This window comes from Ruegeria sp. BE9, from assembly GCF_056538765.1.
This window is the reverse complement of sequence record NZ_JBQFTS010000009.1, coordinates 97,641-122,329: the sequence shown is the minus strand read 5'-3', so window position 1 is coordinate 122,329 and position 24,689 is coordinate 97,641. Positions and strand designations below refer to the sequence as shown.

22 protein-coding genes are annotated in these 24,689 nt (G+C 55.2%); 11 read left to right on the top strand and 11 right to left on the bottom strand.

What is annotated here, in order from left to right:
• Positions 1 to 42 precede the first annotated feature (42 nt).
• Entirely contained in the window at positions 43 to 1,596 is a 1,554-nt protein-coding gene (locus ACR0EO_RS19820; protein WP_480692540.1) for a UxaA family hydrolase, read from the bottom strand.
• An 83-nt stretch (positions 1,597 to 1,679) separates the two neighbouring features.
• Here ACR0EO_RS19820 and ACR0EO_RS19815 point away from each other — a divergent pair, with 83 nt between their 5' ends.
• The 8 genes from ACR0EO_RS19815 to ACR0EO_RS19780 are packed head-to-tail and all read left to right on the top strand — an operon-like array spanning position 1,680 to position 8,966.
• Positions 1,680 to 2,417 (top strand): GntR family transcriptional regulator, encoded by a 738-nt coding sequence (locus tag ACR0EO_RS19815; RefSeq protein ID WP_480692539.1) that lies wholly within the window; start codon positions 1,680 to 1,682, stop codon positions 2,415 to 2,417.
• Entirely contained in the window at positions 2,414 to 3,466 is a 1,053-nt protein-coding gene (locus ACR0EO_RS19810; protein ID WP_480692538.1) for an aldo/keto reductase, read from the top strand. Before ACR0EO_RS19815 ends, ACR0EO_RS19810 begins: the two co-directional genes overlap by 4 nt.
• The gene (locus tag ACR0EO_RS19805) at positions 3,456 to 3,884 is read left to right on the top strand and encodes an RbsD/FucU family protein (RefSeq protein WP_480692537.1); all 429 of its coding nucleotides are present in this window, start codon (positions 3,456 to 3,458) and stop codon (positions 3,882 to 3,884) included. The genes ACR0EO_RS19810 and ACR0EO_RS19805 overlap by 11 nt, the downstream gene beginning before the upstream one ends.
• On the top strand, positions 3,881 to 4,711 hold the full coding sequence (locus tag ACR0EO_RS19800) for an amidohydrolase family protein (RefSeq protein ID WP_480692536.1): 831 nt from the start codon (positions 3,881 to 3,883) through the stop codon (positions 4,709 to 4,711). Before ACR0EO_RS19805 ends, ACR0EO_RS19800 begins: the two co-directional genes overlap by 4 nt.
• Position 4,712: 1 nt before the next feature.
• Entirely contained in the window at positions 4,713 to 5,825 is a 1,113-nt protein-coding gene (locus ACR0EO_RS19795; RefSeq protein WP_480692535.1) for a fumarylacetoacetate hydrolase family protein, read from the top strand.
• Positions 5,826 to 5,838: 13 nt separating this feature from the next.
• Positions 5,839 to 7,341 carry an aldehyde dehydrogenase (NADP(+)) gene (locus ACR0EO_RS19790; RefSeq protein WP_480692534.1) on the top strand — a complete coding sequence of 501 codons (1,503 nt, stop codon included), beginning with the start codon at positions 5,839 to 5,841 and terminating at the stop codon, positions 7,339 to 7,341.
• A gap of 8 nt (positions 7,342 to 7,349) precedes the next feature.
• Positions 7,350 to 8,105 carry an SDR family oxidoreductase gene (locus ACR0EO_RS19785; protein WP_480692533.1) on the top strand — a complete coding sequence of 252 codons (756 nt, stop codon included), beginning with the start codon at positions 7,350 to 7,352 and terminating at the stop codon, positions 8,103 to 8,105.
• 18 nt (positions 8,106 to 8,123) lie between these two features.
• The gene (locus ACR0EO_RS19780; protein ID WP_480692532.1) at positions 8,124 to 8,966 is read left to right on the top strand and encodes a fumarylacetoacetate hydrolase family protein; all 843 of its coding nucleotides are present in this window, start codon (positions 8,124 to 8,126) and stop codon (positions 8,964 to 8,966) included.
• Positions 8,967 to 9,067: 101 nt separating this feature from the next.
• Here the strand turns inward: ACR0EO_RS19780 and ACR0EO_RS19775 are convergent, their stop codons facing one another.
• Positions 9,068 to 9,217 (bottom strand): hypothetical protein, encoded by a 150-nt coding sequence (locus ACR0EO_RS19775; RefSeq protein ID WP_480692531.1) that lies wholly within the window; start codon positions 9,215 to 9,217, stop codon positions 9,068 to 9,070.
• A gap of 44 nt (positions 9,218 to 9,261) precedes the next feature.
• Between ACR0EO_RS19775 and ACR0EO_RS19770 the strand changes: the two genes are divergently transcribed.
• Positions 9,262 to 9,489, top strand: a complete 228-nt coding sequence (locus ACR0EO_RS19770) for a hypothetical protein (RefSeq protein WP_480692530.1) — start codon at positions 9,262 to 9,264, stop codon at positions 9,487 to 9,489.
• 251 nt (positions 9,490 to 9,740) lie between these two features.
• Here the strand turns inward: ACR0EO_RS19770 and psrA are convergent, their stop codons facing one another.
• Positions 9,741 to 10,868, bottom strand: a complete 1,128-nt coding sequence (gene psrA / locus ACR0EO_RS19765) for an iron-containing alcohol dehydrogenase PsrA (protein ID WP_480692529.1) — start codon at positions 10,866 to 10,868, stop codon at positions 9,741 to 9,743.
• Positions 10,869 to 10,985: 117 nt separating this feature from the next.
• Positions 10,986 to 12,005 carry a GlxA family transcriptional regulator gene (locus ACR0EO_RS19760; RefSeq protein ID WP_480692528.1) on the bottom strand — a complete coding sequence of 340 codons (1,020 nt, stop codon included), beginning with the start codon at positions 12,003 to 12,005 and terminating at the stop codon, positions 10,986 to 10,988.
• A gap of 170 nt (positions 12,006 to 12,175) precedes the next feature.
• Between ACR0EO_RS19760 and ACR0EO_RS19755 the strand changes: the two genes are divergently transcribed.
• Entirely contained in the window at positions 12,176 to 12,850 is a 675-nt protein-coding gene (locus ACR0EO_RS19755) for a GntR family transcriptional regulator (RefSeq protein WP_480692527.1), read from the top strand.
• Between the two features lie 6 nt (positions 12,851 to 12,856).
• On the opposite strand, the gene ACR0EO_RS19750 is transcribed toward ACR0EO_RS19755, so the two are convergent.
• The 7 genes from ACR0EO_RS19750 to ACR0EO_RS19720 all read right to left on the bottom strand — a co-directional run bounded on the left by ACR0EO_RS19750 (position 12,857) and on the right by ACR0EO_RS19720 (position 20,650).
• Positions 12,857 to 13,813, bottom strand: a complete 957-nt coding sequence (locus tag ACR0EO_RS19750) for an ABC transporter ATP-binding protein (RefSeq protein ID WP_480692526.1) — start codon at positions 13,811 to 13,813, stop codon at positions 12,857 to 12,859.
• Entirely contained in the window at positions 13,810 to 14,787 is a 978-nt protein-coding gene (locus tag ACR0EO_RS19745; protein WP_480692525.1) for an ABC transporter ATP-binding protein, read from the bottom strand. The genes ACR0EO_RS19750 and ACR0EO_RS19745 overlap by 4 nt, the downstream gene beginning before the upstream one ends.
• Positions 14,788 to 14,791: 4 nt before the next feature.
• Complete coding sequence (locus tag ACR0EO_RS19740) at positions 14,792 to 15,694, bottom strand: ABC transporter permease subunit (protein ID WP_480692524.1); 903 nt, start codon at positions 15,692 to 15,694, stop codon at positions 14,792 to 14,794.
• Positions 15,694 to 16,701 carry an ABC transporter permease subunit gene (locus ACR0EO_RS19735; protein WP_480692523.1) on the bottom strand — a complete coding sequence of 336 codons (1,008 nt, stop codon included), beginning with the start codon at positions 16,699 to 16,701 and terminating at the stop codon, positions 15,694 to 15,696. Before ACR0EO_RS19735 ends, ACR0EO_RS19740 begins: the two co-directional genes overlap by 1 nt.
• Positions 16,701 to 17,795, bottom strand: a complete 1,095-nt coding sequence (locus tag ACR0EO_RS19730; RefSeq protein WP_480692522.1) for a M24 family metallopeptidase — start codon at positions 17,793 to 17,795, stop codon at positions 16,701 to 16,703. The genes ACR0EO_RS19735 and ACR0EO_RS19730 overlap by 1 nt, the downstream gene beginning before the upstream one ends.
• Before the next feature lie 69 nt (positions 17,796 to 17,864).
• On the bottom strand, positions 17,865 to 19,448 hold the full coding sequence (locus ACR0EO_RS19725; RefSeq protein ID WP_480692521.1) for an ABC transporter substrate-binding protein: 1,584 nt from the start codon (positions 19,446 to 19,448) through the stop codon (positions 17,865 to 17,867).
• A gap of 284 nt (positions 19,449 to 19,732) precedes the next feature.
• Entirely contained in the window at positions 19,733 to 20,650 is a 918-nt protein-coding gene (locus tag ACR0EO_RS19720) for a LysR family transcriptional regulator (RefSeq protein WP_480692520.1), read from the bottom strand.
• A gap of 338 nt (positions 20,651 to 20,988) precedes the next feature.
• On the opposite strand from ACR0EO_RS19720, the gene ACR0EO_RS19715 reads away from it, so the two are divergent.
• The gene (locus ACR0EO_RS19715) at positions 20,989 to 24,642 is read left to right on the top strand and encodes a beta strand repeat-containing protein (RefSeq protein ID WP_480692519.1); all 3,654 of its coding nucleotides are present in this window, start codon (positions 20,989 to 20,991) and stop codon (positions 24,640 to 24,642) included.
• The last annotated feature ends 47 nt before the right edge of the window (positions 24,643 to 24,689 follow it).

Sequence of the window (24,689 nt, the reverse complement as noted above, 5' to 3'; positions counted from 1 at the left end):
TTTCCTCCCTTATGCCCTTTTCCTCTTGGGCATCGCGCGGGGTTACATCACCGCGCCAATTTGCCAGGGAACGAATTCAACGCCCCCAAAGCCAAGTTCCTCACTTTTGGTTTTCTCACCTGATGCGACACGGATCAGAATTTCGAACAGCTCTTCGCCTTTTGCTTCGATGCTGACACCGCCCGAGACGATGTCGCCGCAGTTCAGATCCATGTCGTCGGCCATTCGTTCATACATTTCCGAATTGGTCGCCAACTTGACGCAAGGCGTTGGTTGGTAACCGGAAACTGAGCCCCGCCCAGTCGTGAACACAATCAAGTTTGCACCCGAGGCGACCTGTCCGGTGACTGAACACGGGTCAAAACCCGGGCTGTCCATGAAGACAAAACCCTTTTTGTCGATCATCTCGCCAAACTTGTAGACATCACGCATCGGAGCAGTTCCGCCCTTGGCGACAGCACCCAGTGATTTTTCCAAAATAGTCGTCAACCCGCCGCGCTTGTTACCGGGGCTTGGGTTGTTGTCCATCTCCCCACCGTTACGAGCGGTGTAGTCTTCCCACCAATGAATACGCTCGATCAGCTTGTGGCCGACTTCGGGCGTTTCAGCGCGTCGCGTTAGTAGATGTTCCGCGCCGTAAATTTCGGACGTTTCCGACAGGATTGTTGTTCCGCCGTGGCGCACCAACAGGTCGGAGGCATAACCCAGCGCCGGATTGGCCGTGATGCCAGAGTATCCATCGGATCCTCCGCACTGCATTCCAACCGTAATTGCACTGAGCGGCGCCGGCTCCCGAGAAACCTGGTCGGCCAATTCAGCAATGCCGCGCAGCTCTTCCAATCCGCGTTCGATTGTACGCTTAGTGCCGCCTTCGTTCTGGATGGTCATGTACCGCAGAGCACCGTCCTTTCGGATCGGTCGGCCACCTACCAGATCAGCGACCTGCATAACCTCGCAGCCAAGTCCAATCAAAAGAATACCCGCAAAGTTTGGATGCTGGGCATAGCCGGCCAAAGTTCGGAACAAAGTGGCATAGCCCTCGTCCTTGCCCGACATGCCACATCCCGTGCCGTGCACGATCGGCACCACCCCGTCGACATTTGGAAATTCTTCCAAAAGCCCGGATTTCTCGGCTGCTTCGGCAATGAAACGGGCTACGGAACCAGAGCAATTCACTGTTGTAAGAATGCCAATGTAATTGCGCGTCCCCACTTTACCGTCCGCGCGATGGTAGCCTTGGAAAGTGCGCCCGTCGTTGATTCCTGACAACGGTGCATTTGCGCTGGCATGCGCATAGTCCTGTTGGTGCGCGCCCATTCCAAGGTTATGAACATGGACATGCTCACCCAAAGCGATGTCCGCCTTTGCCTGCCCGATTATCTGCCCGTATCGAATTACGTTTTCACCCGAAGTGATCGGAACAACAGCGATCTTATGTCCCCTTGCAATTGCCCCCTTCAACTGAACGGACAAACCAAACGGTTGCTCGCCAGCCTGCAAATCACGCAGTGCAATCACAACATTGTCATCCGGGTTAAGCTTCACCGTATCCCGAACCGCGGTCTTTGGGGCCTTTGTTTTATGGTCTGCTTGCATCGTTTCCCCGCTTGCTTGAAGAGATTGCTAAACATCGATCACTCACTTGTCAACTAACATGTTAGTATGCTAGGCCAAGAAACATGAACAAACCTCAAGACATCAACGCACAGCTGTTAAGAGACATCTCCTCGACCGAGGGATCGCTTGCACATCGGGTCTACCAAGAGATGAAGCAGGCGATTCTGTCGCTGGACTTCCCACCTGGTGCGAACCTTAGAAAAGCGCCTATCTGCGAAAGACTCGGGGTTTCACGCGCGCCTGTGACCGAAGCGATTGCTAGGCTTGCAGCCGAAGGACTTGTGGACGTCGTCCCGCAGTCCGGCACACGTGTTTCTTATTTCTCAATGTCTGAAATCCGCGAGGGGGCTTTCTTGCGTGAAGCTCTGGAACTGGCAACCGTTGCCAAAGTTGCGCGCGATCTAACCGAAGATCAGCGGAAGAAACTAAGTCGCAACATGCGCTTACAAGAACTGCTGATCGAAGACGAAGACATTGCAGGTTTCTATCAGGCGGACGAAGAGTTCCACGCGCTTTTAATGGAATTCACTGGCTTCAAACGTTTGGGCGACGTTGCACAGACTGTTTCCTTGCAAGTCAGTCGCGCCCGCATGCTCCTGTTGCCGACTCCTGGTCGCATATTAGAAACGCTCGAGGAACACCGGGCGATTTTCGACGCCATTCTGGATCATGACGAGCAGGCCGCACAGGCGGCGATGCGCCGTCATCTCGGCCAACTGATGCCTCGGATCGAAGTCCTGCATCAGGAAAAACCCGAATTATTCAACACACCCACGCAACCGACACGAGAAGCAGGATGACCGTTTCACAGACCGAACTTCTGAACAATCGCACCGCACGGCCCGTCCCACTGACACGCATGGGCTTTGGCGGTGCACCACTGGGCAACCTGTACCGAAAAGTGTCAGATGAGGATGCTCAGGCGGCACTGCAAACAGCATATGATGCGGGCATCCGGTTTTTCGATACTGCCCCTCAGTACGGCCTCGGTCGATCCGAACGGCGCTTTGGTGAAGCGATCAAGCGGTTTGGGCGCGAGAACATTCAGCTCTCTACCAAAATTGGGCGCCTTTTGCTGGATTGCGAGCCGCACGAGGTGACGCCCGAAGCCTTTGTCGATGTGCCGCAGAAACGAATAGTCTTCGACTACACCTACGACGGCGTAATGCGGTCTTACGAAGCCAGCCGCGAGCGAATAGGTGTCAAAAATACGGATATCTTATTGGTTCACGACGTTTGCGTATTCAGTCAGGGCAGCCAGGAAATGTCCGACGCCAAAGTACGCGAACTTTTCGACGGAGGCGGCTACAAAGCGTTGGTAGAACTACGCGACGCCGGAGAAATCGCGGCAATTGGCGCTGGCGTCAACGAATGGCAGGTCTGTGAAAGATTGCTCGGCCTAGGTGATTTCGACGGGTTCCTTCTGGCTGGTCGATACACGTTGTTGGAACAAGAAGCCTTAGACAGCTTTCTGCCTCTTTGCGAGAAACGCGATGTAGGGATCATTCTGGGCGGGCCCTATAACTCTGGCATTCTGGCAACTGGCGCTGTCGAAGGGGCCAAATACAACTATGCTGACGCTCCGCAAGAAATCCTGGACCGCGTGCGTAAGATCGAAGCCGTTTGCGCCGCGCATGACACTCCTCTTATCGCGGCTGCCCTGCAGTTCGTTCTGGGGCATCCTTGTGTCAAAACAGTTGTCCCTGGCGCAGTTAGTGCCTCTGAGGTCCAAGCCAACGTCGCGCTTTTAGATCGCGATATCCCGCCCGGCCTTTGGTCTGACCTGCACAGCGAAGGCTTAATCCGCCCGGATGCGCCGCTACCTTCAGAGGCTGCCGATGCTGCGTAACATTGACCCTATCCTCTCACCTGAGCTGCTGCACGCGCTGCGGGCAATGGGTCATGGGGACGAAATTGTGATAGCAGATGCGAACTTTCCGGGCACCAGCACGGGTCCAACCTGCATTCGTGCCGATGGCTCCACGGCCAGCGAAATTCTAAGGGCAGTACTGTCGGTTATGCCGCTGGACACTTTCGTGCCCGATCCCGCTCTGACCATGCAGGTTGTCGGTGATCCGAACGCAATCCCCGAAGCAGTCGCGGATTTTCAGAACATCATCAACGAAACAGCCGACGCGCCCAGACAGATCCAAGGCTTGGAACGGTTCGCATTTTACGACCGCGCGGCTACCGCGTTTGCCATCGTCCAAACAGGTGAGCGAAGGCTCTATGGCAACATCATTCTAAAGAAGGGCGTGATCGGATGAGGATCGACGCCCATCAGCACTTTTGGTCATTGGCACGCGGGGACTATGGATGGCTAACGCCTGACCTCGAACCAATCTACAAAGATTTTGGCCCAGACGACCTTGCCCCTTTTCTGCATTCAGCGGGTATCGACGGCACTGTTTTGGTGCAAGCAGCGCCTACTGTTGCTGAAACGGAATACATGCTGTCGCTCGCCGATGAGACACCCTTCATCAAAGGCGTGGTTGGTTGGGTCGATTTCGAAGCAGCGAACGCCCCAGCGCAGATCGAAAGGTTGGCCGGCCATCAAGCATTGGTTGGTTTGCGCCCAATGATTCAGGATATCTCAGATCCTCTTTGGATGATTGACGATGTGCTGACCCCGGCCATCGATACTCTTCAGATCCATGACCTGACCTTCGATGCGCTGACCCTTCCCCAACATCTTGGTCCTCTGCGGCAACTTTTGGCAAGACACCCAAAGATGCGTGTAGTTATCGATCACGGCTCCAAGCCTTTCATCCGGGACGGCGTTTTGGATGGATGGGCAGACTACATGGCCGCGCTGGCGCGCGACACGGATGCGTGGTGCAAATTGTCGGGGCTGGTAACCGAAGCTTCACCCGAATGGAAAACAGACGATCTGCGCCCATACGTTGATCATTTGCTTAACACATTTGGCCCGTCCCGCCTGATCTGGGGTAGCGACTGGCCAGTTTGCACCTTGGCAAGCAGTTACACGCGCTGGTTGGAAACCACAGACGCACTGTTGAGCGGGCTGTCTGACACCGAACGCAATGCGGTTCTGGGAGGCAATGCCGCCCAAGCCTACAACCTCAGGGATTGAAATGACTTCTCCGAATCTGGATTCCGCCGGGCTTTGGCTCGGGCGTATCGAACGCCCGGGGGTTGGCCCATCAGTTGTAACTCTGCGCGACGGGGCGGTCGTGGACATTACGTCCAAAGCGGCCCCAACTGTGCGTGACATTCTCGAACGCGACGATGCCGCAGATTATGTCCGATCAGCACAGGGTGAAAACTTGGGGCCTGTGATAGGTGACCATCATTGGCTCGCTCCGTGCGACCTGCAATCAGTCAAAGCATGCGGCGTCACTTTCGCCGGATCGATGGTTGAACGGGTAATCGAAGAACAAGCTGCTGGTGATCCCGCCAAGGCTGACGCGATCCGAGCGCGCATTGGTGAGCGGATCGGCGAAAGCCTATCCAACATTGTGCCCGGTTCGGACGCAGCCGCGCAGGTCAAGGATGCACTTATCTCTGAGGGACTGTGGAGTCAGTACCTAGAGGTTGGCATCGGCCCGGATGCCGAAGTCTTTTCCAAAGCACAGGTTCTGTCGTCAGTTGGTTTCGGCGCTGATGTGGGTCTCCACCCAATCTCGACCTGGAACAATCCAGAGCCCGAAGTGGTTCTGGCCGTCACCTCTAAAGGGCAAATCAAGGGTGCGACCCTTGGCAATGATGTCAACCTGCGCGACGTCGAGGGCCGTTCGGCCCTGCTGTTGAGCAAGGCCAAGGACAACAATGCGTCTTGTGCGATTGGGCCGATGATCCGACTGTTCGACGATACCTTTTCCCTGGATGACGTACGATCTGCTGAATTGACTTTGACGGTTACGGGGCCAGACGGGTTTGTCTTGAATGGCCATTCCTCAATGTCAAAAATTAGCCGCGACCCGACCGATCTGGTCCGGCAAACGATCGGTCGTCACCACCAATATCCAGACGGTTTCATGTTGTTTCTCGGAACCCTCTTTGCGCCAACGCAAGATCGCGATACTCCGGGCGGTGGGTTCACCCACAAGCTTGGCGATATCGTCACGATTTCAAACGATAAGCTGGGCGCGCTGACCAATACCGTGCGCCTGTCTACCGAATGCCCTGAATGGAAATTTGGGGCATCCCACCTGATGCGAAACCTCGCCCAACGCGGCCTGATTTAAGAGAGATTTAAACATGTTGACCGGAAAACACCTGATCGCTGGGGAATGGGTTGGCGGAGAGTCCACATTTGCTTCGGAACCGGCTCACGGCCCAAGTCACAACTTTGCGGTCGGCTCGCCAGCGCATGTAGATGCGGCGGTCGAAGCCGCCGAAGAAGCGTTTGCAACATTTGGCTGGACCACGCGAGCCGAACGTGCTGCGTTGCTCCGCTGTATCGCAGATGAGATCGACGCGCGTGGCGATGCAATAACCGAGACCGGCACACAGGAAACGGGCCTCCCCGAGGCTAGATTGCAGGGTGAACGCGGGCGCACTGTTGGCCAGTTGCGCCTGTTTGCAGATCACATCGAAAAGGGCGACTACCTTGACCTGCGGCACGATCCCGCCATGCCAGATCGAGCGCCTTTGCCGCGTCCGGATCTGCGTATGATCCAACGCCCTTTGGGTCCGGTTGCAGTGTTCGGCGCATCGAACTTTCCTCTGGCGTTTTCCGTTGCAGGCGGAGACACCGCAGCAGCATTGGCCGCAGGATGTCCGGTCGTAGTCAAAGGCCATTCCGCGCATCCCGGAACCGGCGAGATCGTTGCCCAAGCAATTGACGCTGCGGTCAAGGCATCGAACGTTCACCCCGGCGTGTTTTCCCTGGTTCAAGGTGGCAAACGCGACGTTGGCACGCGATTGGTTCAACACCCTCTCATTCGCGCTGTTGGCTTTACCGGCAGCCTTGGCGGAGGCCGCGCGTTGTTCGATTTGTGTGCGCAGCGTGACGAACCCATTCCTTTCTTTGGTGAGTTGGGTTCGGTAAACCCGATGTTCATCCTGCCCGAAGCCGCTGCGAAACGCGGGGCTGCAATCGGTGCTGGTTGGGCAGGTTCGCTGACAATGGGAGCAGGGCAATTCTGTACCAATCCTGGCATTGCTGTGGTCCTTGATGGCCCCGACGCTGACGCGTTTCAAACTGCAGCCGAGGAAGGTCTTTCAGCCATCGCTAGCCAGACCATGCTGACCGATGGCATCGCAGATGCCTATCGTGATGGCGTTGCCCGTGTAGCGGCCGGAACTGGCGTGACCCAAGTCATAGGAACAAGCTGTGACACCCGCGATGCGGCACCTTATCTATTCACTGTTTCAGGCGACGACTGGCTGGCAGATCACAAACTGCAGGAAGAGGTCTTTGGCCCACTTGGTATCGTGGTACGAGCTCGAGACGTCGATCAAATGCGTCAGATCGCACGCGCGATCGAGGGTCAGTTGACCTGCACGCTGCATCTGGACGAAGGCGACAAACAGACCGCCCTGACATTGCTGCCGTTGTTGGAACGAAAAGCAGGACGCCTTTTGGCCAACAGCTTCCCGACCGGTGTTGAAGTTTGCGACAGCATGGTCCACGGCGGCCCCTACCCTGCGTCGACCAACTTTGGGGCCACTTCTGTAGGCACCTTGTCCATTCGACGCTTTTTGCGGCCTGTCTGCTACCAAGACATCCCCGTGGACCTTCTGCCAGAAAACATGTGAGGCGCGATATGCCAACTTCGATCTCATCCAACCGCCTGTCCGGTAAAACTGCTCTGATCACCGCTGCGGGCCAGGGCATTGGCCGCGCAACGGCAGAGCTATTTGCGGCAGAAGGCGCATCTGTCATCGCCAGTGATATCAATGACAACGCCTTGGCGGAACTGGCCGAGATTGAAGGTGTCCGGGCACTGAAACTCGACGTTACAGATGCCGAGGCGGTTCAGGCGGCGGTGGCCGAAATGCCGCCGCTGGATGCTCTGTTCAACTGCGCAGGATATGTTGCAGGCGGTTCCATACTGGAATGTAGCGAGAAAGATTGGGACTTCAGTTTTGATCTGAACGTGAAGGCCATGTACCGCCTGATCCGTCTAACATTGCCAAACATGTTGGAAAACGGCGGCGGGTCTATCATCAATATGTCCTCGGTCGCGTCCTCAATGAAGGGGGTCCCAAACCGGTTCGCCTACTGCGCGTCCAAAGCAGCAGTCTTGGGTTTGACCAAGTCTGTCGCCGCCGACTTCGTGACACAAGGTATCCGATGCAATGCCATCTGCCCTGGTACAGTCGATAGCCCCAGCCTGCACGACCGGTTGCGCGCCACGGGTGATTACGAACAGGCCATGACGGATTTCATCGCGCGCCAACCGATGGGCCGTATAGGCACAGCGGACGAGATCGCGGAACTCGCGCTTTATCTGGCTAGTGACGCCAGCAAATACACAACTGGTCAGCCGTTTGCCATTGATGGCGGCTGGACCATCTGAGTTGAAAAGGAAAACCAAATGAAGCTTTTACGCTACGGGCCGGCAGGCTCGGAAAAGCCCGGTGTATTGGATGATGCTGGCAATATCCGCGATCTATCAGGTGTGGTCAGGGATATCGCTGGCCCGACGCTGGGAGAAGACGGTCTTGCCGAATTGAAAGCACTTGATCTTTCTTCGTTGCCCCTCGTCGATGGGAACCCGAGGATTGGCGCCTGCGTCGGTCAGGTTGGCAAGTTCATTTGCATCGGCCTCAACTATGCAGATCATGCAGCAGAAAGCGGTATGGAACTGCCCGAAGAGCCTGTGATTTTCTTCAAAGCGACCTCAGCCATCATGGGGCCGAATGACACTGTGGAAATTCCACGCGGGTCGGTCAAAACTGATTGGGAGGTCGAGTTAGGCATCGTTATCGGTAAAGAAGCTAAGTATGTTTCAGAAGCCGATGCGCTCGACTATGTCGCTGGCTATTGTGTGGTCAATGACTTGTCAGAGCGAGATTTCCAACTGCACCGCTCTGGCCAGTGGGTCAAAGGTAAATCGGCCGATACATTTGGCCCCATCGGCCCCTGGTTAGTAACGCGCGATGAAGTTCCTGATCCGCAGAACCTGCCTATGTATCTGGAAGTAAACGGCCATCGATATCAGGACGGCTCAACCAACACGATGCACTTTGGTGTAGCTACGGTCGTTTCGCACCTGTCGCAGTTCATGTCTTTGCAACCTGGCGATGTGATTTCGACCGGCACCCCTCCTGGCGTTGGAATGGGACAAAACCCCCAAACCTATTTGAAACCAGGCGACAGAATGGAACTGGGGATCCAAGGTTTGGGGGTCCAAAAGCAGGAAGTTGTACAGGGTTAAGCCCCTAATCTGTCTACAAAATTTTGCGCCCCCGGCTTGTTACTCAAACCGGGGCATTTTTTCGCAACTTGACTGCACAAACGGTGACTGGTTGTTCGGGCCTAGGTAGCGACTTTCTCCATTTCGCGGCGCATTTTCGGGAACAACGGCTCAGCAATACAGTTGCCAAAAGCACCGGCCATTGCGGGGTTGTTAATACTTGTATCGATACCAAAATCCGAAAATGTCCAATCGACGATCGCGTCTTGCATATTGACTGCCACAGATCCAGATAGGCGGACATAAGACGTCGTTGATGAACCATCCGCCAATTGCCGAACCTCACGTGATTTCATGCTCAGACGAGATTAACCTGAAAGGTCTGAAGGTGTTTACAGAACGCCAGCACGTTCCAGATGTTCGGGTGCCACCTGAAAGTTGCGAACATAGACACAAGAACTCGGAAGCGAATGGAACAATCGGCGGACGCCCAGAGGTGACGCTGAGATCGTTGGGGCTGGTGAACTATGGGACCACCGAATGAGCCAGAAGGTTAGTACCAGTCTCACGAATACGCTTGAGCGTCGGATTCAGTCCCTTGGCAATGGCGATCTCAAGATTTTCCGGCTCGCAACCGTCAAGACAAATGGCAATCGCAAGAAACTTGAACTAGGGATAAACACGCTCTTTCCCAGTAATCGGGGTATGCAACGTCACAATCTATTCCTTTTTTTTGCCGGCTTGATCAATTGCGCAAATCTGACCGTTTGTTGCTAAGCTTCAGTGTCTGGCGCGTTACGCTACTTTCGTGTTCTCGGTGAGTAATGAGTCTGCTGCAGTGAGGAAGGCTTCTTTGGTGCCTGCAAAGTTTCGCCCGCGTTTACCGGCAAACGCTTCTTCGATTATGTCCATGCGCTGGCCTTCCGATATACAATAGTCAGAAAATCGCGTGGCGACGCCCAACCTGTTCAAAAACGCATTGAGATCTCTTGAACCTGCTTTAAGGTCCGGTCCAAAGATGTCGTGAAGCGCCGATTGTCTAAAACCGTCGATACCATCAATCGATCGTAGCATTGCAGGTAGAGTAAACGAACAAGCGAGACCGTGCTGCACCCCCCAACCCAATGTGACTGGATAGGAAAGGTTATGGGCGATGGCCGTTTTTGTGTTGGAGAAGGCGAGGCCAGCGCTCAAGGATGCCTCTGCCAGACGGGTGCGCAAATCCAGGTTTCCTAGGTCGCTTAACAAGGCTGGCAAAGTATCCAGAACAGTCTTGGCTGCGGCAATCGCATGACGCGCAGAGATCGCGTTGGCATTGATGTTCCAGATGCTTTCAAGCGCGTGCGACAGCGTGTCCAAACCCGTCGCCAACGTAAGCCCATAAGGTTTGTTCACCATCAATTCGGGGTCGATCACCGCTGTTTCAGGATACAAATTTGGGCGTGACAACGAATATTTCTTACCATGCTGTTCGTTCCAAACAGTCGCCCAGCACGTTACTTCGCTCCCTGTTCCAGCGGTTGTGGGAATGGCAATTATTGGTGTTGATCCAAGGCTATTCGGCTCGGATTTTGCCTCCAAATATTGCGCAACCCGGCCAAAGTCTCCGTCGGCGGCGGCAAACACTTTGGCTGAGTCAATCACTGACCCCCCACCCAAAGCGACAATCACTTCAACCTTCCGCCCTGTTCCGCTGAAACGCGCGCATTGTTCAGTTAAAATTCGGTAATCAGGGTTGGGTGCAATGTCGTCTACCACCAATGCCGCCGGTCCCGTCAATTCTACTAGGCGATCGGCTAGTTCGCGGAATGGAGCCTCTGGGTAGGTGATCAGAGCATAGCTCCGGTCACCGATCAAATTGGGAAGTTCCCGGAAGGATCCAGCACCAAAAATGGTGCTCACCGGATTGTAATACGTCCACATCGCAGACCTCGTAGGATTCACCAAACTTGGCGGCAATTTGGGGTAATATTTTCTATCGGTCCAATTGATTGTTTGGATTAATTCTATTTACTGACTGAATGGACGGAGTTGCTGAACTCAACCGACACCGTCATGTGCCCACGAACGGCGAAAATTGTGAGGGGAGATCTTGTAGCGGCCACGAAAATGAACCGACAATCGATCGGTGCTGGAAAAACCCGAAGCAAAGGCGATTTCGGAAACGCTCAGATTCGTCTCGTTCAATAGAGCAAAGGCCCGGTCCAACCTTAGATTGTTATAGAAACGGCCAGGCGACATATTGGTATGTTGTCGGAATAGACGTTCCATATGGCGACGCGACAACGATGCCTGATCAGCCACCGCTTCTAGGCTAAGTGGCGTTTCAATGTTTTCCCTCATGATCTGTACAGCTTCGATCAGCTTGGCGTTACGCGTTCCCAACACCGCAGATACGGATGAGACTTGCTGACTGCTGCTTTCGCCGGAACGCCGATGCAAGCACATCTCTGAAACGCTTACGGCCAGAGCGTTGCCGAAGGTTTCCTCGATCACTTCCAGCATCATATCTGTGCTGGCATGCCCCCCGCCACATGTACGCAGTTTACCATCAATTTCATAGAGGTTCTGCGTTGGGACCATCGTTGTGAAGTTTTCACAGAAACCAGGGCGGTTCTCCCAATGAACAGTGAACTTTTTATCTCCGATCAATCCAGCCTTAGCCAGGGCAAATGCGCCGGTACATATTCCACCAAAATCACAGCCATGAGCTTTTTGTTTGCGAATCCAGTTCAGGACAGCCGTGTCAAAAGAAGCCATCGGTTCTGTCCCGGAGCAGACAAATGTATAAGCTCCCTTGTCCAGATCGTTCATTGCATGGTCAACCTGAATGCCAATCCCGTTCGAACAGGTCACAGGAGCGCCGTCTGGAGACAGGACATACCATTCGAATAACTGCTTTCGCGCCAACTGATTTGAAATACGCAGCGGTTCAATTGCGGCGCTAAAGGCCAGCATTGTGGTCTTGGGAAGCAATAGAAAATAGAAGGTTTTGGGTGGGCCGTCGTATGGCACGTCGACGGAAATCGCGCCCTTGGGCAAAAACCGCTGATCGTCCATAGCTCCCCTCCTTTAGCTCAGGCCCTTGCTGGCTACCCGGTTTCCAGCTGACACCTTTTTACCCGCGATGAAACATTAAACACCAAATAGATATCACTATATGCAAGGCTCTTGGAAATCGCCTTCTCATTTTGTATTTTGGATACAACTTGCAATTTGAGACCGCCCTGATGCCCAGAACCCGAGCGATCCCACGGCAGAGCCTGCCCGATGTTATCACAAACGACCTGCGTGAGCGGATTCTGAGTGGTGAAATGGCTGAAGGTGAAACTATCCGTCAGGAAGCACTTGCCGAAGACTACGACGTGTCTCGAATGCCGATCCGTGAGGCGCTCAAACGGTTGGACGCCGAAGGTTTGGTGCAACTCACCAACAACCGTGGCGCATCGGTCACCAAACACTCCTTGTCAGAGATCGGTGAGATCTTTGACCTGCGCGTTTTGCTGGAGGTGGATTTGTTCCAACGCGCAATCCCTCTTATGACGAGTGTGAATTTTGACGAATGTGAACGCATTCTCGATGCAATGGAAAAGTCATATGACGCTTATGACGTAGGTCGCTGGGGCAGCCTGAACTACGAGTATCATATGGCACTCTATGCTGCGGCAGGCCGTGGACTAACGAATGAGATCCTGCAACGTGTAAATCGGCAGTCAGATCGTTATGTCCGCATGCATCTAAGCGTCATGGAACAACGCGAACCAGCCAAAAGAGACCACCGTCAGCTCTTGTCACTGGCGCGCGATGGTCAGGTGGACGAGGCGTGTAGCCTACTAACCAAACACATCGAACGCACCAAGGAACAGTTGCTAGATATGGTCACCGCCACGCGACATTCAGAATAGGCGGCCTCAATCCAACGGATGTAAGCACGCGACCATGTGATTTGTCCCGGTCAGCTCTGGCGGAGCAGCCCGGCATTCTTCGGTCGCCAACCAGCAGCGTTGCGCAAACGCACAGCCTTTGGGGATATTCATTGGTGAAGGCAACTCACCTTCCAGTTTAATCCGGTCTTTCTTTGCCTCCGGGTCGGCCCGGGGTGTCGTAGACAGCAATGCTTTGGAGTACGGATGGCGTGGGGCGGCGAAAAGCAGCTCTTTCGGAGCCTTTTCAACTGCACGGCCAAGGTACATGACGATCACATCATCAGCAAAGTGCTTCACCACCGACAAATCATGCGAGATGAACAGATAGGCGAGGTTCAGGCGCTCCTGCAATTCGACAAGCAAATTCAGAATCTGAGACTGAATCGAAACATCCAGCGCTGAGACAGGTTCGTCCAAAACCAATACCTTGGGGTTCAACATCAGCGCTCGGGCAATCGCGATCCTCTGACGCTGACCGCCTGAGAACATGTGCGGATAGCGGTCGTAATGCTCGGGACGCAAACCAACGAGTTCGATCATCTCACGGGCACGGGCCTCGCGATCCGCTGCGGACATGTCCGGGCGGTTGATAATCAAAGGTTCTTGCAGAATTTGCCCAATCCGCTGACGCGGATTCAGTGAACCGTAAGGGTCCTGAAACACGATCTGCACCGTCTCACGCATTTGTGCCCATTTCGACGGAGTTATATCTACCCCATCAATGGTCAGATTGCCCGATGTCGGCTCTTCGATCATCGTGACAACCCGGGCTAGCGTGGATTTACCGCAGCCCGATTCACCGACAATAGCCAGCGTCTTTCCCGGGCTGAGGTCAAAATCTACGCCAGACAACGCTTTGACCGTCGCCGGTTTCGACAACAACCCGCCCTTTACAATGTAATGCCGCGCTAATGCGCTGGCCTGTACGATAGGTGCAGTCATGCCAGTTCTCCGGCGGTAATCTTTTCGACGTGGTGGCAACGGGCTTTACCGAACTGAACACTGTGCGGGGTCGGTGGCAGGCTGTGGCAAAGCTCATCCGCGAATGCGCAACGAGGGCTGAACAAGCAACCCTTGGGACGGTCGAACTGCCCGGGCACAACACCCGGGATAGTCGGCAGCATCTTAGACGTGGCCCTTTCAGGTAACGCGCTCAGCAAAGCTGATGTGTACGGATGCCGCGGTGTTCGGAACAGGTCTTTCACCGGCTGTTCCTCGACCTTTTGACCGGCGTATTGCACCTGCACCCGCTCGGCTGTTTCGGCGACCACACCCATATCGTGGGTGATCAGCACCAAACCCATGCCCTGTTCATCACGCAGCCTGACCAGCAAGTCCAAAATCTGGGCTTGAATCGTCACGTCCAGCGCGGTTGTCGGTTCGTCAGCAATGAGCAGTTTGGGGTTACAGGCGATCGCCATTGCGATCATGACCCGCTGGTTCATACCGCCCGACATCTGGTGCGGGAAAGTGTTTAAGCGACTTTCAGGGGCCGGGATGCCAACCTGATCGAACAACTCGATTGCCCGTTGGTGCCGGTCTTTACGGTTCAGACCCAGATGGATGCGCAAAGCTTCCTTGATCTGGAACCCAACTGTGAAACAGGGGTTCAACGAGGACATCGGCTCTTGAAAGATCATGGCGATGTCTTTGCCGATGATCTTTCGGCGATCTCGAGCCGAGATTTTAGTTAGGTCTATACCCTCAAAGCTCAGCTGATCGGCTGTGATCGTCGCGGTCCACGGCAACAGGCCCATCAGTGCCAACATCGAGACAGACTTGCCCGACCCGCTTTCGCCGACGATGGCCATAAGTTCGCCCTTGTCGACGGAAAGATCGACGCCGTCAACGGCACGAAACTTCCCTGAGGCGGTTGCGAATTCGACAGTGAGATTTCGGATGTCCAACAGGCTCATGTCGTCAGCTCCGCTTCAGTTTCGGGTCAAGCGCATCACGCAATCCGTCACCCATCAGGTTAATTGCCAGCACGGTGACCAGGATGGCCAGGCCGGGGAAGGTGACCACCCACCAGGCACGCAGAATGAACTCACGTGCTTCGGCCAGCATCGTGCCCCATTCTGGTGTCGGTGGCTGTGCGCCCATACCCAGAAATCCAAGCGCCGCGGCGTCCAGAATGGCGGTCGAGAAGGACAGCGCCGCCTGCACGATGATCGGGGCCAGACAGTTAGGCAGCACAGTCTTGAACATCAACCGCGCCTTGCCAGCGCCAGCCACACGGGCCGATGTTACGTAGTCCTTTTGCCGTTCCGACAGCACTGAGGCACGGGTCAATCGTACGTAATGCGGCTGAAATACGATGGCGATGGCAATCATCGCATTTGTCAGCGACGGCCCAAGGATAGCCACCAGCACCAGCGCCAGCAGCAGCGAGGGGAAGGACAGGATGATATCCATAACCCGCATGATCAGGGTATCGACCCATTTCGGCGCAAAGCCGGACAAAAGCCCGATGATCACGCCGCCTGTTACAGCCACACAGACCACAACGATACCGACAAAGAAGGAATAGCGTGATCCCATGATCAGCCGCGACAACATATCCCGGCCCAACGGGTCGGTGCCCAGCGGGAAGGCCCAGCTGCCGCCCTCCTGCCACGCTGGTGGTTGCAGGATGTGATTGCGGAATTGCTCGGTTGGGTCATACGGGGCCAGCAGCGGCGCAAAAGCCGCACACAGTACAAAGGCCGCGAATACCCACAACCCAAACACGGCGCCGCGGTTTTCACTGAAATAGTACCAAAATTCGCGAAGCGCGCTGGGGCGGTCTTCGGCTTTCGGTGCGTTTGCAGACAGTTCAGCCATCACCGCCTCCGGATTTTGGGGTTGATGATGCCGTAAAGGACATCGACCAGCAGGTTCACCAGCATCACGATCACGGCGATCATCAGCAGCCCGCCCTGCACAACCGGGTAGTCGCGGCGGAAAATGCTATCGACCATCCACTTGCCGATGCCCGGCCAGCTAAAGATTGTCTCGGTCAGAATGGCGCCAGCCAGCAAAGTACCAACCGACAGGCCAATTACAGTGATCACAGGAATCAGTGCATTGCGCAACGCGTGCAGCCCGTTGATCCTTGCAGGGGCAAGGCCTTTGGCGCGAGCCGTTCGGATATAGTCCTCACCCAGCACCTCAAGCATCGCTGAACGTGTCTGGCGCGCAATAACCGCCAGAGGAATGGTGCCCAAAACGATTGTCGGCAGGATCAGGTGTCGCACAGCCGAGCCAAACGCTCCTGTTTGCCCCGACAAAAGACTGTCGATCAGCATAAACCCAGTGACGCTTGGGAAGTAGTAAAGCAGGTCGATCCGACCCGAGACCGGCGTCCAGCCCAGATTGCCCGAGAAAACGATGATCAGCAGCAATGCCCACCAAAAGATTGGCATCGAGTACCCTACCAATGCCGAGGACATTAGTGCGCGATCAAAGAACTTGCCTCGGTTCACGGCGGCGATCACACCGGCAGGCAAACCCAGAGCCACCGCAAAGATCATAGCGCAGATCGACAGTTCCAACGTTGCGGGAAAGAGAGCAAAGAACTCATCCCAGACCGGTTTCTTGGTGACAAAGCTTTCACCCAGATCGCCATGCATGACGCCAACCAGATAATCCCAGTATTGCTGCAGGACAGGTTTGTCGAAGCCCAGCTTCTCGACCATCTCCTGATAGCGTTCCTCGGTCATGCCGCGTTCACCGGCCATAACGATGATGGGATCACCCGGCAAAACCCGGATGAACATGAAGGAAATTAGCGTCACGCCCAGAAAGGTCGGGATGAACATACCCAGGCGGGTTAGAAAATAGCCAAACATCAGCGACCTATGATTGTGAGATCTTTGGGAAAGCTGGTCAGCGACCGACAACCGTTTTCAGTCACCAGTACGTCATCTTCGATGCGAACGCCGAAATTGTCCAGTTCATAAAGGCCCGGCTCATTGGTCCAGACCATACCAGGCAGGATTTTCTGTTCATTCCCGCGCATGATATACGGCGCCTCGTGCACATCTCGACCCAGCCCGTGGCCAGTCTTAGTACGGATACGATCTGCATATGGCGAAGCTTCAAGCACGCTGATGACCGTATCGTCGATGTCATGTGCGGTAACGCCGGGGCGGCAAGCTTCGAAACCGGCTAGATTGGCGCGCAGAACAGTGTCGTAGACATCCCTACCCTCGTCCGAGACTTCTTCGACAAAAAAAGTGCGAGTGATGTCTGCCGCAAACCCGTGTTTGCGCGCACCAAAATCAAACAACAGCGCGTCGCCGGGTTTGATTTGGTAGTCAGCACGGGCCTTGCCATGAGGTCGCGCCGAGTTGTCGCCTGCCGCAACTATTGGCGCAAAAGCCAGCGAGGCTGCGCCTTCGGCAAACAGGGCTTGGATAAGAGCTTGCTCGATTTGAACTTCGGTCTGGCCCACTCGCACATCCGCGATCACTCGGGCCAAAGCACGTTCCGAGATATCAATCGCAGCCTGCATAGCGGCAATGTCGGCCTCGGTTTTGCAAATCCGCAGGCCGGATATCTCACGTTCCGCATCCACGATCCGAAGGTTCGGCAGCGCGTTGGTGAAGGCCTTTGACACGAAAACGCGCATTACCTGCCCTTCGACGGCCAAAGACGTAAGGGGCATGTGATCGGCCAGCGCCGCGAATGCGTCGTTATAGCCGGTTTGATCGAACCAGTCGAAAACAGCACCTTCGAACCCAACCAGTTCCCATGATCCCAGCTCAAGATTTGGGACAACCGCCGCAGGCGCGCCTTCGGCCGGAATAACGACCACAAAGGGCCGTTCGTGGCTCATAAAGGGTTTTCCCAAAGCGCGGGTAAAGTTGGGACCGGGCACCAGCGCCACGGCATCCACTGACATGTCCTTTGCCAGTTGGCGGTACTCGGACAAATCCGGCATAGGCGCCGTCCTCCAGAATAAAAGAAGCCGGAGCCGCCAATTGGGCGGCTCCGGCCAGTGAGTGGTGATTTATTCGACGCTCACACCGTAGAAGATGTGGCCGCCCAGCGGGTGTACTTTGTAACCCTGCACTTCGTTGCGCATCGGCATGAAGACAACTGAGTGCGCGATGGTCGCCCAAGGCGCCTGCTCTTTGAAGATCACCTGTGCGTCTTCGTACAGCTTAGTACGTTCAGCTTGGTCAGTGGTCTGTTTAGCTTGCAGGATCAGATCTTCGAACGGCTGGTGGCACCACTGTGCACGGTTCGACGCTTCGCGACCGTCACAGCCCAGCAGCACGGCGAGGAAGTTGTCTGGATCGCCGTTGTCACCGGTCCAACCCAGCAGAACTGCGCCATCGCGGTTCAGTTCCTTCGAACGCGACAGGTACTCACCCCATTCATAGGACACGATCTCAACATCCACGCCGACTTTGGCAAAGTCCGCCTGAATCAGCTCGGCCATACGACGTGCATTCGGGTTGTACGGACGCTGTACCGGCATCGCCCAGACTTTCATCGACAGGTCGGAGACGCCTTCAGCTTCCAGCATCGCCTTGGCTGCTTCTGGGTCGTACGCGTCATCGGTGATTGCGTCGTTATAGCCCCACATTGTCGGCGGGATCGGGTTCTTAGCAACTTGACCAGAACCTTGGAACACAACGTCGATGATCGCGTTCTTATCGATCGCCATGTTCAGCGCCTTACGAACGTTCGGGTTATCGAACGGTTCCATGGTGGTGTTGTAAGCCAGATAGCCAACGTTCAGGCCTTCTTGCTCCATCATGTTGATGTCAGCGTCATCCTTCATTGCCTGAATGTCGGCAGGGTTCGGATAAGGCATGATGTGGCACTCGCCTGCCTTCAGCTTTTGGTAGCGAACCGACGCGTCCGGAGTGATCGCAAAGATCAGGTTTTCCACGTCTGCAGGCGCCTTCCAATAGTCGGCGTTCTGAGCATAACGGATCACGGCGTCTTTTTGATAAGCCACGAACGAGAACGGACCTGTGCCGATCGGCGCAGTGTTCAGCTTTTCAGGAGTGCCAGCTTCCATCATCGCGTCCGCGTATTCTGCAGACAAGATCGATGCGAAGTCCATCGCCATGTTGGCAACAAAGGGCGCCTCGGGCTTGGTCAGCGTGAACTTGACCGTGTAGTCATCAACCTTTTCGATGGACTCGACCAAATCAGGCATGCCCATACCCTGGAAGTATTCCCAGGTTCCGCCGGACACTTGGTTGTAAGGGTGACCTTCGTCTTTCTGACGCATAAACGAGAAGATCACGTCGTCTGCGTTGAAATCGCGGCTCGGAGTGAATTCGTCGTTCGAATGGAACTTAACACCCTGACGCAGTTTGAAGGTGTACTCCAAACCATCATCGCTGGCCTCAACGCTTTCCGCCAGACCGGGGATAACGTTGGTTGTGCCGGTTTCGAATTCGAGCAGGCGGTTGTAGATCGGGTGCGACGATGCATCAAAGGTCGTACCGGCTGTGAACAGCGCCGGGTCGAAACCTTCGGGTGAGCCCTCAGAGCAATAGACAAGCGTGTTCGCTTGTGCCGCAGCGCCCGACAAGGCGATCGCAGCGGTTGCGGCCATTAATTTCAGTTTCATGAGTATCTCCCAGAAATGTTTTTTCAGACATTCGCGTTGCTCTTTTTGGCCAGAACAATCTTTGACGACTCTCATCGCCGCGAAATCTCTGCCCAATGTATCCAAAATACAAAATCCATTGTCAACTGGCTTCCCGGAACGACGCCGGGTCGCATTGCCACTGGCTTGGACACGGTATCACGTTGAGATGTTTCCCGAGCGGCTACAAGGCAAAAACCTACCCCATTCGTCCCCGAGATCGGAAACCCAGGGCAATTGCCAAGCTCTAGGAAGAGCGCAGGCTACTAAGCGAATGTGGGCGTAACGCCAATCGGTGGGTTTTCCCTAATGTACGATCCGATGCGATTCAACAGCGGACGACGAGGACACCCGGGCCGGGTCGCGGCCCCCAAATCCCGAAGATTGCCCGGCGCATCAAAAGGTACAAAGCACAAAGGCCAGTTGTCTCTTTTGAACTGTTCGGCAGCCAGGGCCGAAACGATGGTACAGTCATCCGAATGGCAGATATGACGACAAATCGTCTCGAACCGAAGAGCGCTAAGGTCAAAACGTTTTCCAGCCCGCTTCGAAGGATCGGTTTTGGGCAGGCGATTTTCCAAGTCATATCCAAAGCTGTGAGGAAGTCTGATGAAGTCGTGCGCAGGCACTTCCTCGGGCTTGATGGATGAGAGCGTACACAAAGGATGGCCTTCGCGAAGAGCGAGGTACAACGGCTCCGACCAGATAGACGTGAATTCCAATGTCTCGCAGTTATTAACTTTAGCGACCAATGCCAAATCCAGAGTATGGTCTTCGACCATTCTCAGCATGTTGTGCGGCAGGTCTTCGATCATCGTAACACGCATCTTTGGGAACAGCGTGCTGAACAACTCGGAAAAATACTGTGTCAAATAAGGCGCCAAAGTCGGTGTCATCCCGATGTTGTAGGGAACCGCTTCAGGGTCACGGAATTGGGTGGCCGTATCCCGAATTTTCTGCGCGTCGCTTAAAATACGCTCAGCTATCGAAATAACGCGCATACCACAATCAGTGGGACGCACTTCGTTGTTGAGCCTCAAAAAAAGATCCGCTCCCAACTCCTGTTCAAGCTTTTTGATCTGATTGGAGAGTGCGGGCTGTGACACGTTGCAGACCACGGCCGCCTGACTGAATTGGCCGCACTTTGCAATAGCGAGCACATATTCCAAATCTCTGAAATTCATGATCGTGAACCGGTTAGCTATCCTGAGCCTGCAGCTGAGGCTCTTTCATACTCTAAGCTGGGTACGACTGCAGAAAATCGGGATCACAATCACTGACAAAACCGTCAGAAGCCGCCACTGAATAGCCCCGCGCAATTTCTTTGAAATTCTTAAGGCTATGATTCTGCGCATTTTAATTCATCCGCCACTCACGAAACCCGTGACTATTTGCGTAAGTTATACCCCCAATTCGCAGGATGAATTTTAGCTGACTGGCATCGGTAACTACCCCTTTGCTACGTGGAACGCCCAGATCAGCGGGTGGGCCGCATAACGCAAAACCAATGACGGAGTTACCCATGCTGTCCCAACTTCTGGCAGGCTTACGTGCGCGTCTTTTGACCACGTCCTCACTGGCGCAAGAGACAACCCGCGATGGCCAATCCCTTATTAACAATTTCTTCCAAAGTACTGTGGTCGATGACACGCCGGCATTTGTACTGGCGAACGACTTTTCACGGCTGCTGAACTTTGGAGAAATCACCACAAACAACGCCGTTACGGCCATTCTGGCGCAAGGTCAGGATGTCGACGTCTTCAACTTCCGCTCTGCTCGGATCGAAGCCAATAGCGGCCCAGATGCACTTGCGACCGGAATTCAAGTCACTGGAAGTGCGTCGGTCCGCAACTTTGGTGAGATAGCCGGCGCGTTCAACGGCGTTCAATTCGCAGGTGCAGGAAGCTCGGGCAGCCTCGACAATTTCGCAGGCGGCGTAATCAGCTCGGACAGCCGGGCGGTCGACATTCAGGGCCAAGGAATCGAAGTGCGAAACTTCGGTGACATCATCGGCACCGGAGATCAGCGTAACGGAACCATCTATACAAACAGCACGGCTGAGGACATTTCGATCTCGAACTTCTCGGGCGCAACAATTGATGCGGGCGAAGGCAATCAAGGTGCCGGTGTTTCGCTGCAAATCGGAAACGAATTTGGCGATCGCGTTGAAACCGACGTCTTCAATGGGTTTGGCGCAACCATTCAGGGGCGTGGCCAGGCGGCTTCGAATACGCCTTTGGCTGGTGACGGCATTCGCATCGACGACGGTGCTGGCGGCGCGGTCCTCGAAACCGATATCGTCAATAGCGGAGTGATCTCGACCGAAAGCAACCAAGGCACGGCCGCCGGTATCCGCATCGCGGACGGTGCAAACACCGAAGGTGAGATCCTGAACACTTCGACCGGCGTGATCGAGGGCCCGCGCAACGGCCTCTATGTCGGAATCGGTGAACATGACCTGGACGTGCTGAACTTTGGAACCATCCAATCAGGCAGTCGTGCAGTGAATATTGACGGTTCGGGCGTCGACGTCATCAACGGCGGTGACATTCTGGGCACCGGAGATCAGCGTAACGGCACCGTCTATACAGACGACACCGCCAGCGACTTCTCGATCCAAAATTTGGCCTCGGGCACCATCGACGCGGGTGAGCACAACAATGGTGCAGGCGTTTCCCTGTCACTGGCCGAGGACGGCAATGGTCAGGTTTCGATCACAAACGACGGCACCATCGCAGGTCGTGGTAATGCTGGCGCAGCACTTGGAACTGCGGGCGATGGCATTCGCCTAGAAGGCGTTCGTCAAGAAGGCGGCGGGTTCGGTCCGGCCCTCTTCACCGGGACCATCACAAATACCGGCTCCGTTACTTCCGAAGGCGCAAACGGAACAGTTGGCGCTTTCCGGTCAGTAAACAACGTCAATTTTCGCGGCCAACTGGTCAACGAGGAAACCGGCGTGTTCGCAGGGGTCCAGAACGGCGTTTACTTTGGCACTGGCGATCATACGGGCGGTTCGTTTGTTAACCGCGGCGCCGTCACATCGGATAGTCGTGCTTTGAACATCGACGGCACCGGTCTGAATGTCACCAACGAAGGCGAAATCCTCGGCACAGGCAACCAGCGCAACGGCACTGTTTACGCCGATGGCACTGCGGACAATTACAGCTTTACCAACAGCGGACTAGTAGACGCAGGTGAAGGCAACAACGGTTCAGCCGTTTCGCTACAAACCGGCGAAGTCTCGGGCGATGTTGTCTCGGCCACAGTGGTGAACGAAGGCACGCTGCAAGGACGCGGTGATGCGGTCGAGGGCAATCAGGTTGGTGACGGCCTGCGCCTGTTCACCAATCAGGACGATGCGTCGTTTGCAGGTGTTGTAGTCAACGAGGGCCTGATCGCAGGATCCGAAGACTCGGATGCCGCTGCGGGTATCCGTGTTGACGGTGGTCTGAACCTTCTGGGTGCAATTCTGAACGAAGGAGAAATCCGCGGCACTATAAACGCAATCGATGCATCCGATGCTGGCTTCGTCACCATAGTCAATGACGACGAAGGTGTGATCAACGGCAACGTTCTGTTGAGCGATGGCGATGATATCTTTGTCGATCTGGGAACCACCAATGGCGATATCGTTGGTGGAGCGGGCGACGACGTCCTGATCGCAGGGGACGCAGACAATGTGCTGGCCGGGGGCTTGGGTAACGACTTTATCGACGGTGGCGATGGTTTCGATACGGCCGACTTTTCGGACCTGGATGTTGCCGTCGAAGTGTCTCTGGACGCCAGCGGCAACGGTACAGCGACCCGTGAAACAGGCTTTAACATCTCGATCACTGATGCAGTTGTTGATGACCCGGACCAATTCGGCTCGAGCATCCCAGACCCGTCATGGTTTGTTGAAGAAGCCTTACTGGGCAACTTGTACTACAATATCCACACTTCGGACTTCCCCGGCGGGGAAATTCGTGGGCAGTTGCTGGTAGACAACGTTGAAAGCGAGAACGGCATTCGTACCGTCACGCTCAGCGGCGGTCTGGATGCGGCGCAAGAACCGGGCCCGCTCTCAGACAGCGAAGCCACCGGTCAGGCCACGGTCGTCATCACGCAAAACCTGAACACAGGCGTAGTCACCTATTCCAGTGAACTAAGCGTAACCGGCCTTAACGAAGCGGACCTGAACACACCGATCCCGGGTGTTGTCTCGGCCATTCATCTGCACAATGCGCCTGCCGGTCAGAATGGCCCGGTCGTACTGGACACACTAGTCGACGCGGGTGCAACGCTTGATGTGAATGCTACAGGCGGCACCGGGGTTATCGGCCAGGATGTCATCGATAATCAGGTCGAAGTTGACGTTCTACGTTCGATCGAACGTGTTGTCGGCTCGGACGACAGTGACACGATCGACGTGTCCGGCTTTGACGGGGTGACCGTTGATCTGGATCTGAGCGGGCCTGCACCGAACCCCGCTGGCAATGGGGACGAAGGCCCTCAGGACGGCGCGATTATCGTTAACGGCCAGATCGTCGCCGAAGTCGACAACTTTGAAAACGTTGTTGGCTCCAGCGGAAATGACCTGATCCTGGGCAACAACGAGTTCAACGTGCTCGACGGCGGTGCTGGGAACGATGCAATCCACTCGTTCGGCGGCGCGGACATCATCATTGGGGGCGAAGGCATCGACACCGCGCTGTTCACTGCGGGGCCGGGCGTTGTTTTGGACCTCGACGAAAACGGCAACGGAGTGGCCTCGGTAAATGCTCCGGACGGTGCCACCCTGGATCAGGTGTTTGGGTTCGAAAACATCAATGGTTCGAACAACGAAGGCAGCCCGAATGGCGGCAATGACATACTCTCGGGCAACTCGGGCGAGAACACCCTGAACGGTCAGGCCGGTGACGATGTGCTGAACGGTGAGGGTGGTAACGACGTCCTGATTGGTGGCGCAGGTCAAGACACCTTTGTCTTTGCCGGTAACTTTGGCGACGACGTTGTTCAGGACTTTGAAGTTGGCCTCGATCAGCTGCAATTCGGCGACTTTGGTCCCGATTTTGCAACCGACCTCAATGTCGCTCAGGACGGTGCAGATGCGCTGATCTCCTTTGGCGACGTGGGCTCGGTCCGCCTGACCGGCGTCAACAGTGCTGATCTGAGCGACGACGACTTTGTTGCGTAAGTGACCAAACGCGGGGCGGCCTCTGGTCGCCCCTTTTTCTTCGAACC

Bases quoted from the DNA above. Each gene is read 5' to 3' on its own strand.
- ACR0EO_RS19820 (WP_480692540.1), bottom strand. From the start codon at position 1,596: ATGCAAGCAGACCATAAAACAAAGGCCCCAAAGACCGCGGTTCGGGAT.
- ACR0EO_RS19815 (WP_480692539.1), top strand. From the start codon at position 1,680: ATGAACAAACCTCAAGACATCAACGCACAGCTGTTAAGAGACATCTCC.
- ACR0EO_RS19810 (WP_480692538.1), top strand. From the start codon at position 2,414: ATGACCGTTTCACAGACCGAACTTCTGAACAATCGCACCGCACGGCCC.
- ACR0EO_RS19805 (WP_480692537.1), top strand. From the start codon at position 3,456: ATGCTGCGTAACATTGACCCTATCCTCTCACCTGAGCTGCTGCACGCG.
- ACR0EO_RS19800 (WP_480692536.1), top strand. From the start codon at position 3,881: ATGAGGATCGACGCCCATCAGCACTTTTGGTCATTGGCACGCGGGGAC.
- ACR0EO_RS19795 (WP_480692535.1), top strand. From the start codon at position 4,713: ATGACTTCTCCGAATCTGGATTCCGCCGGGCTTTGGCTCGGGCGTATC.
- ACR0EO_RS19790 (WP_480692534.1), top strand. From the start codon at position 5,839: ATGTTGACCGGAAAACACCTGATCGCTGGGGAATGGGTTGGCGGAGAG.
- ACR0EO_RS19785 (WP_480692533.1), top strand. From the start codon at position 7,350: ATGCCAACTTCGATCTCATCCAACCGCCTGTCCGGTAAAACTGCTCTG.
- ACR0EO_RS19780 (WP_480692532.1), top strand. From the start codon at position 8,124: ATGAAGCTTTTACGCTACGGGCCGGCAGGCTCGGAAAAGCCCGGTGTA.
- ACR0EO_RS19775 (WP_480692531.1), bottom strand. From the start codon at position 9,217: ATGCAAGACGCGATCGTCGATTGGACATTTTCGGATTTTGGTATCGAT.
- ACR0EO_RS19770 (WP_480692530.1), top strand. From the start codon at position 9,262: ATGAACCATCCGCCAATTGCCGAACCTCACGTGATTTCATGCTCAGAC.
- psrA (WP_480692529.1), bottom strand. From the start codon at position 10,868: ATGTGGACGTATTACAATCCGGTGAGCACCATTTTTGGTGCTGGATCC.
- ACR0EO_RS19760 (WP_480692528.1), bottom strand. From the start codon at position 12,005: ATGGACGATCAGCGGTTTTTGCCCAAGGGCGCGATTTCCGTCGACGTG.
- ACR0EO_RS19755 (WP_480692527.1), top strand. From the start codon at position 12,176: ATGCCCAGAACCCGAGCGATCCCACGGCAGAGCCTGCCCGATGTTATC.
- ACR0EO_RS19750 (WP_480692526.1), bottom strand. From the start codon at position 13,813: ATGACTGCACCTATCGTACAGGCCAGCGCATTAGCGCGGCATTACATT.
- ACR0EO_RS19745 (WP_480692525.1), bottom strand. From the start codon at position 14,787: ATGAGCCTGTTGGACATCCGAAATCTCACTGTCGAATTCGCAACCGCC.
- ACR0EO_RS19740 (WP_480692524.1), bottom strand. From the start codon at position 15,694: ATGGCTGAACTGTCTGCAAACGCACCGAAAGCCGAAGACCGCCCCAGC.
- ACR0EO_RS19735 (WP_480692523.1), bottom strand. From the start codon at position 16,701: ATGTTTGGCTATTTTCTAACCCGCCTGGGTATGTTCATCCCGACCTTT.
- ACR0EO_RS19730 (WP_480692522.1), bottom strand. From the start codon at position 17,795: ATGCCGGATTTGTCCGAGTACCGCCAACTGGCAAAGGACATGTCAGTG.
- ACR0EO_RS19725 (WP_480692521.1), bottom strand. From the start codon at position 19,448: ATGAAACTGAAATTAATGGCCGCAACCGCTGCGATCGCCTTGTCGGGC.
- ACR0EO_RS19720 (WP_480692520.1), bottom strand. From the start codon at position 20,650: ATGAATTTCAGAGATTTGGAATATGTGCTCGCTATTGCAAAGTGCGGC.
- ACR0EO_RS19715 (WP_480692519.1), top strand. From the start codon at position 20,989: ATGCTGTCCCAACTTCTGGCAGGCTTACGTGCGCGTCTTTTGACCACG.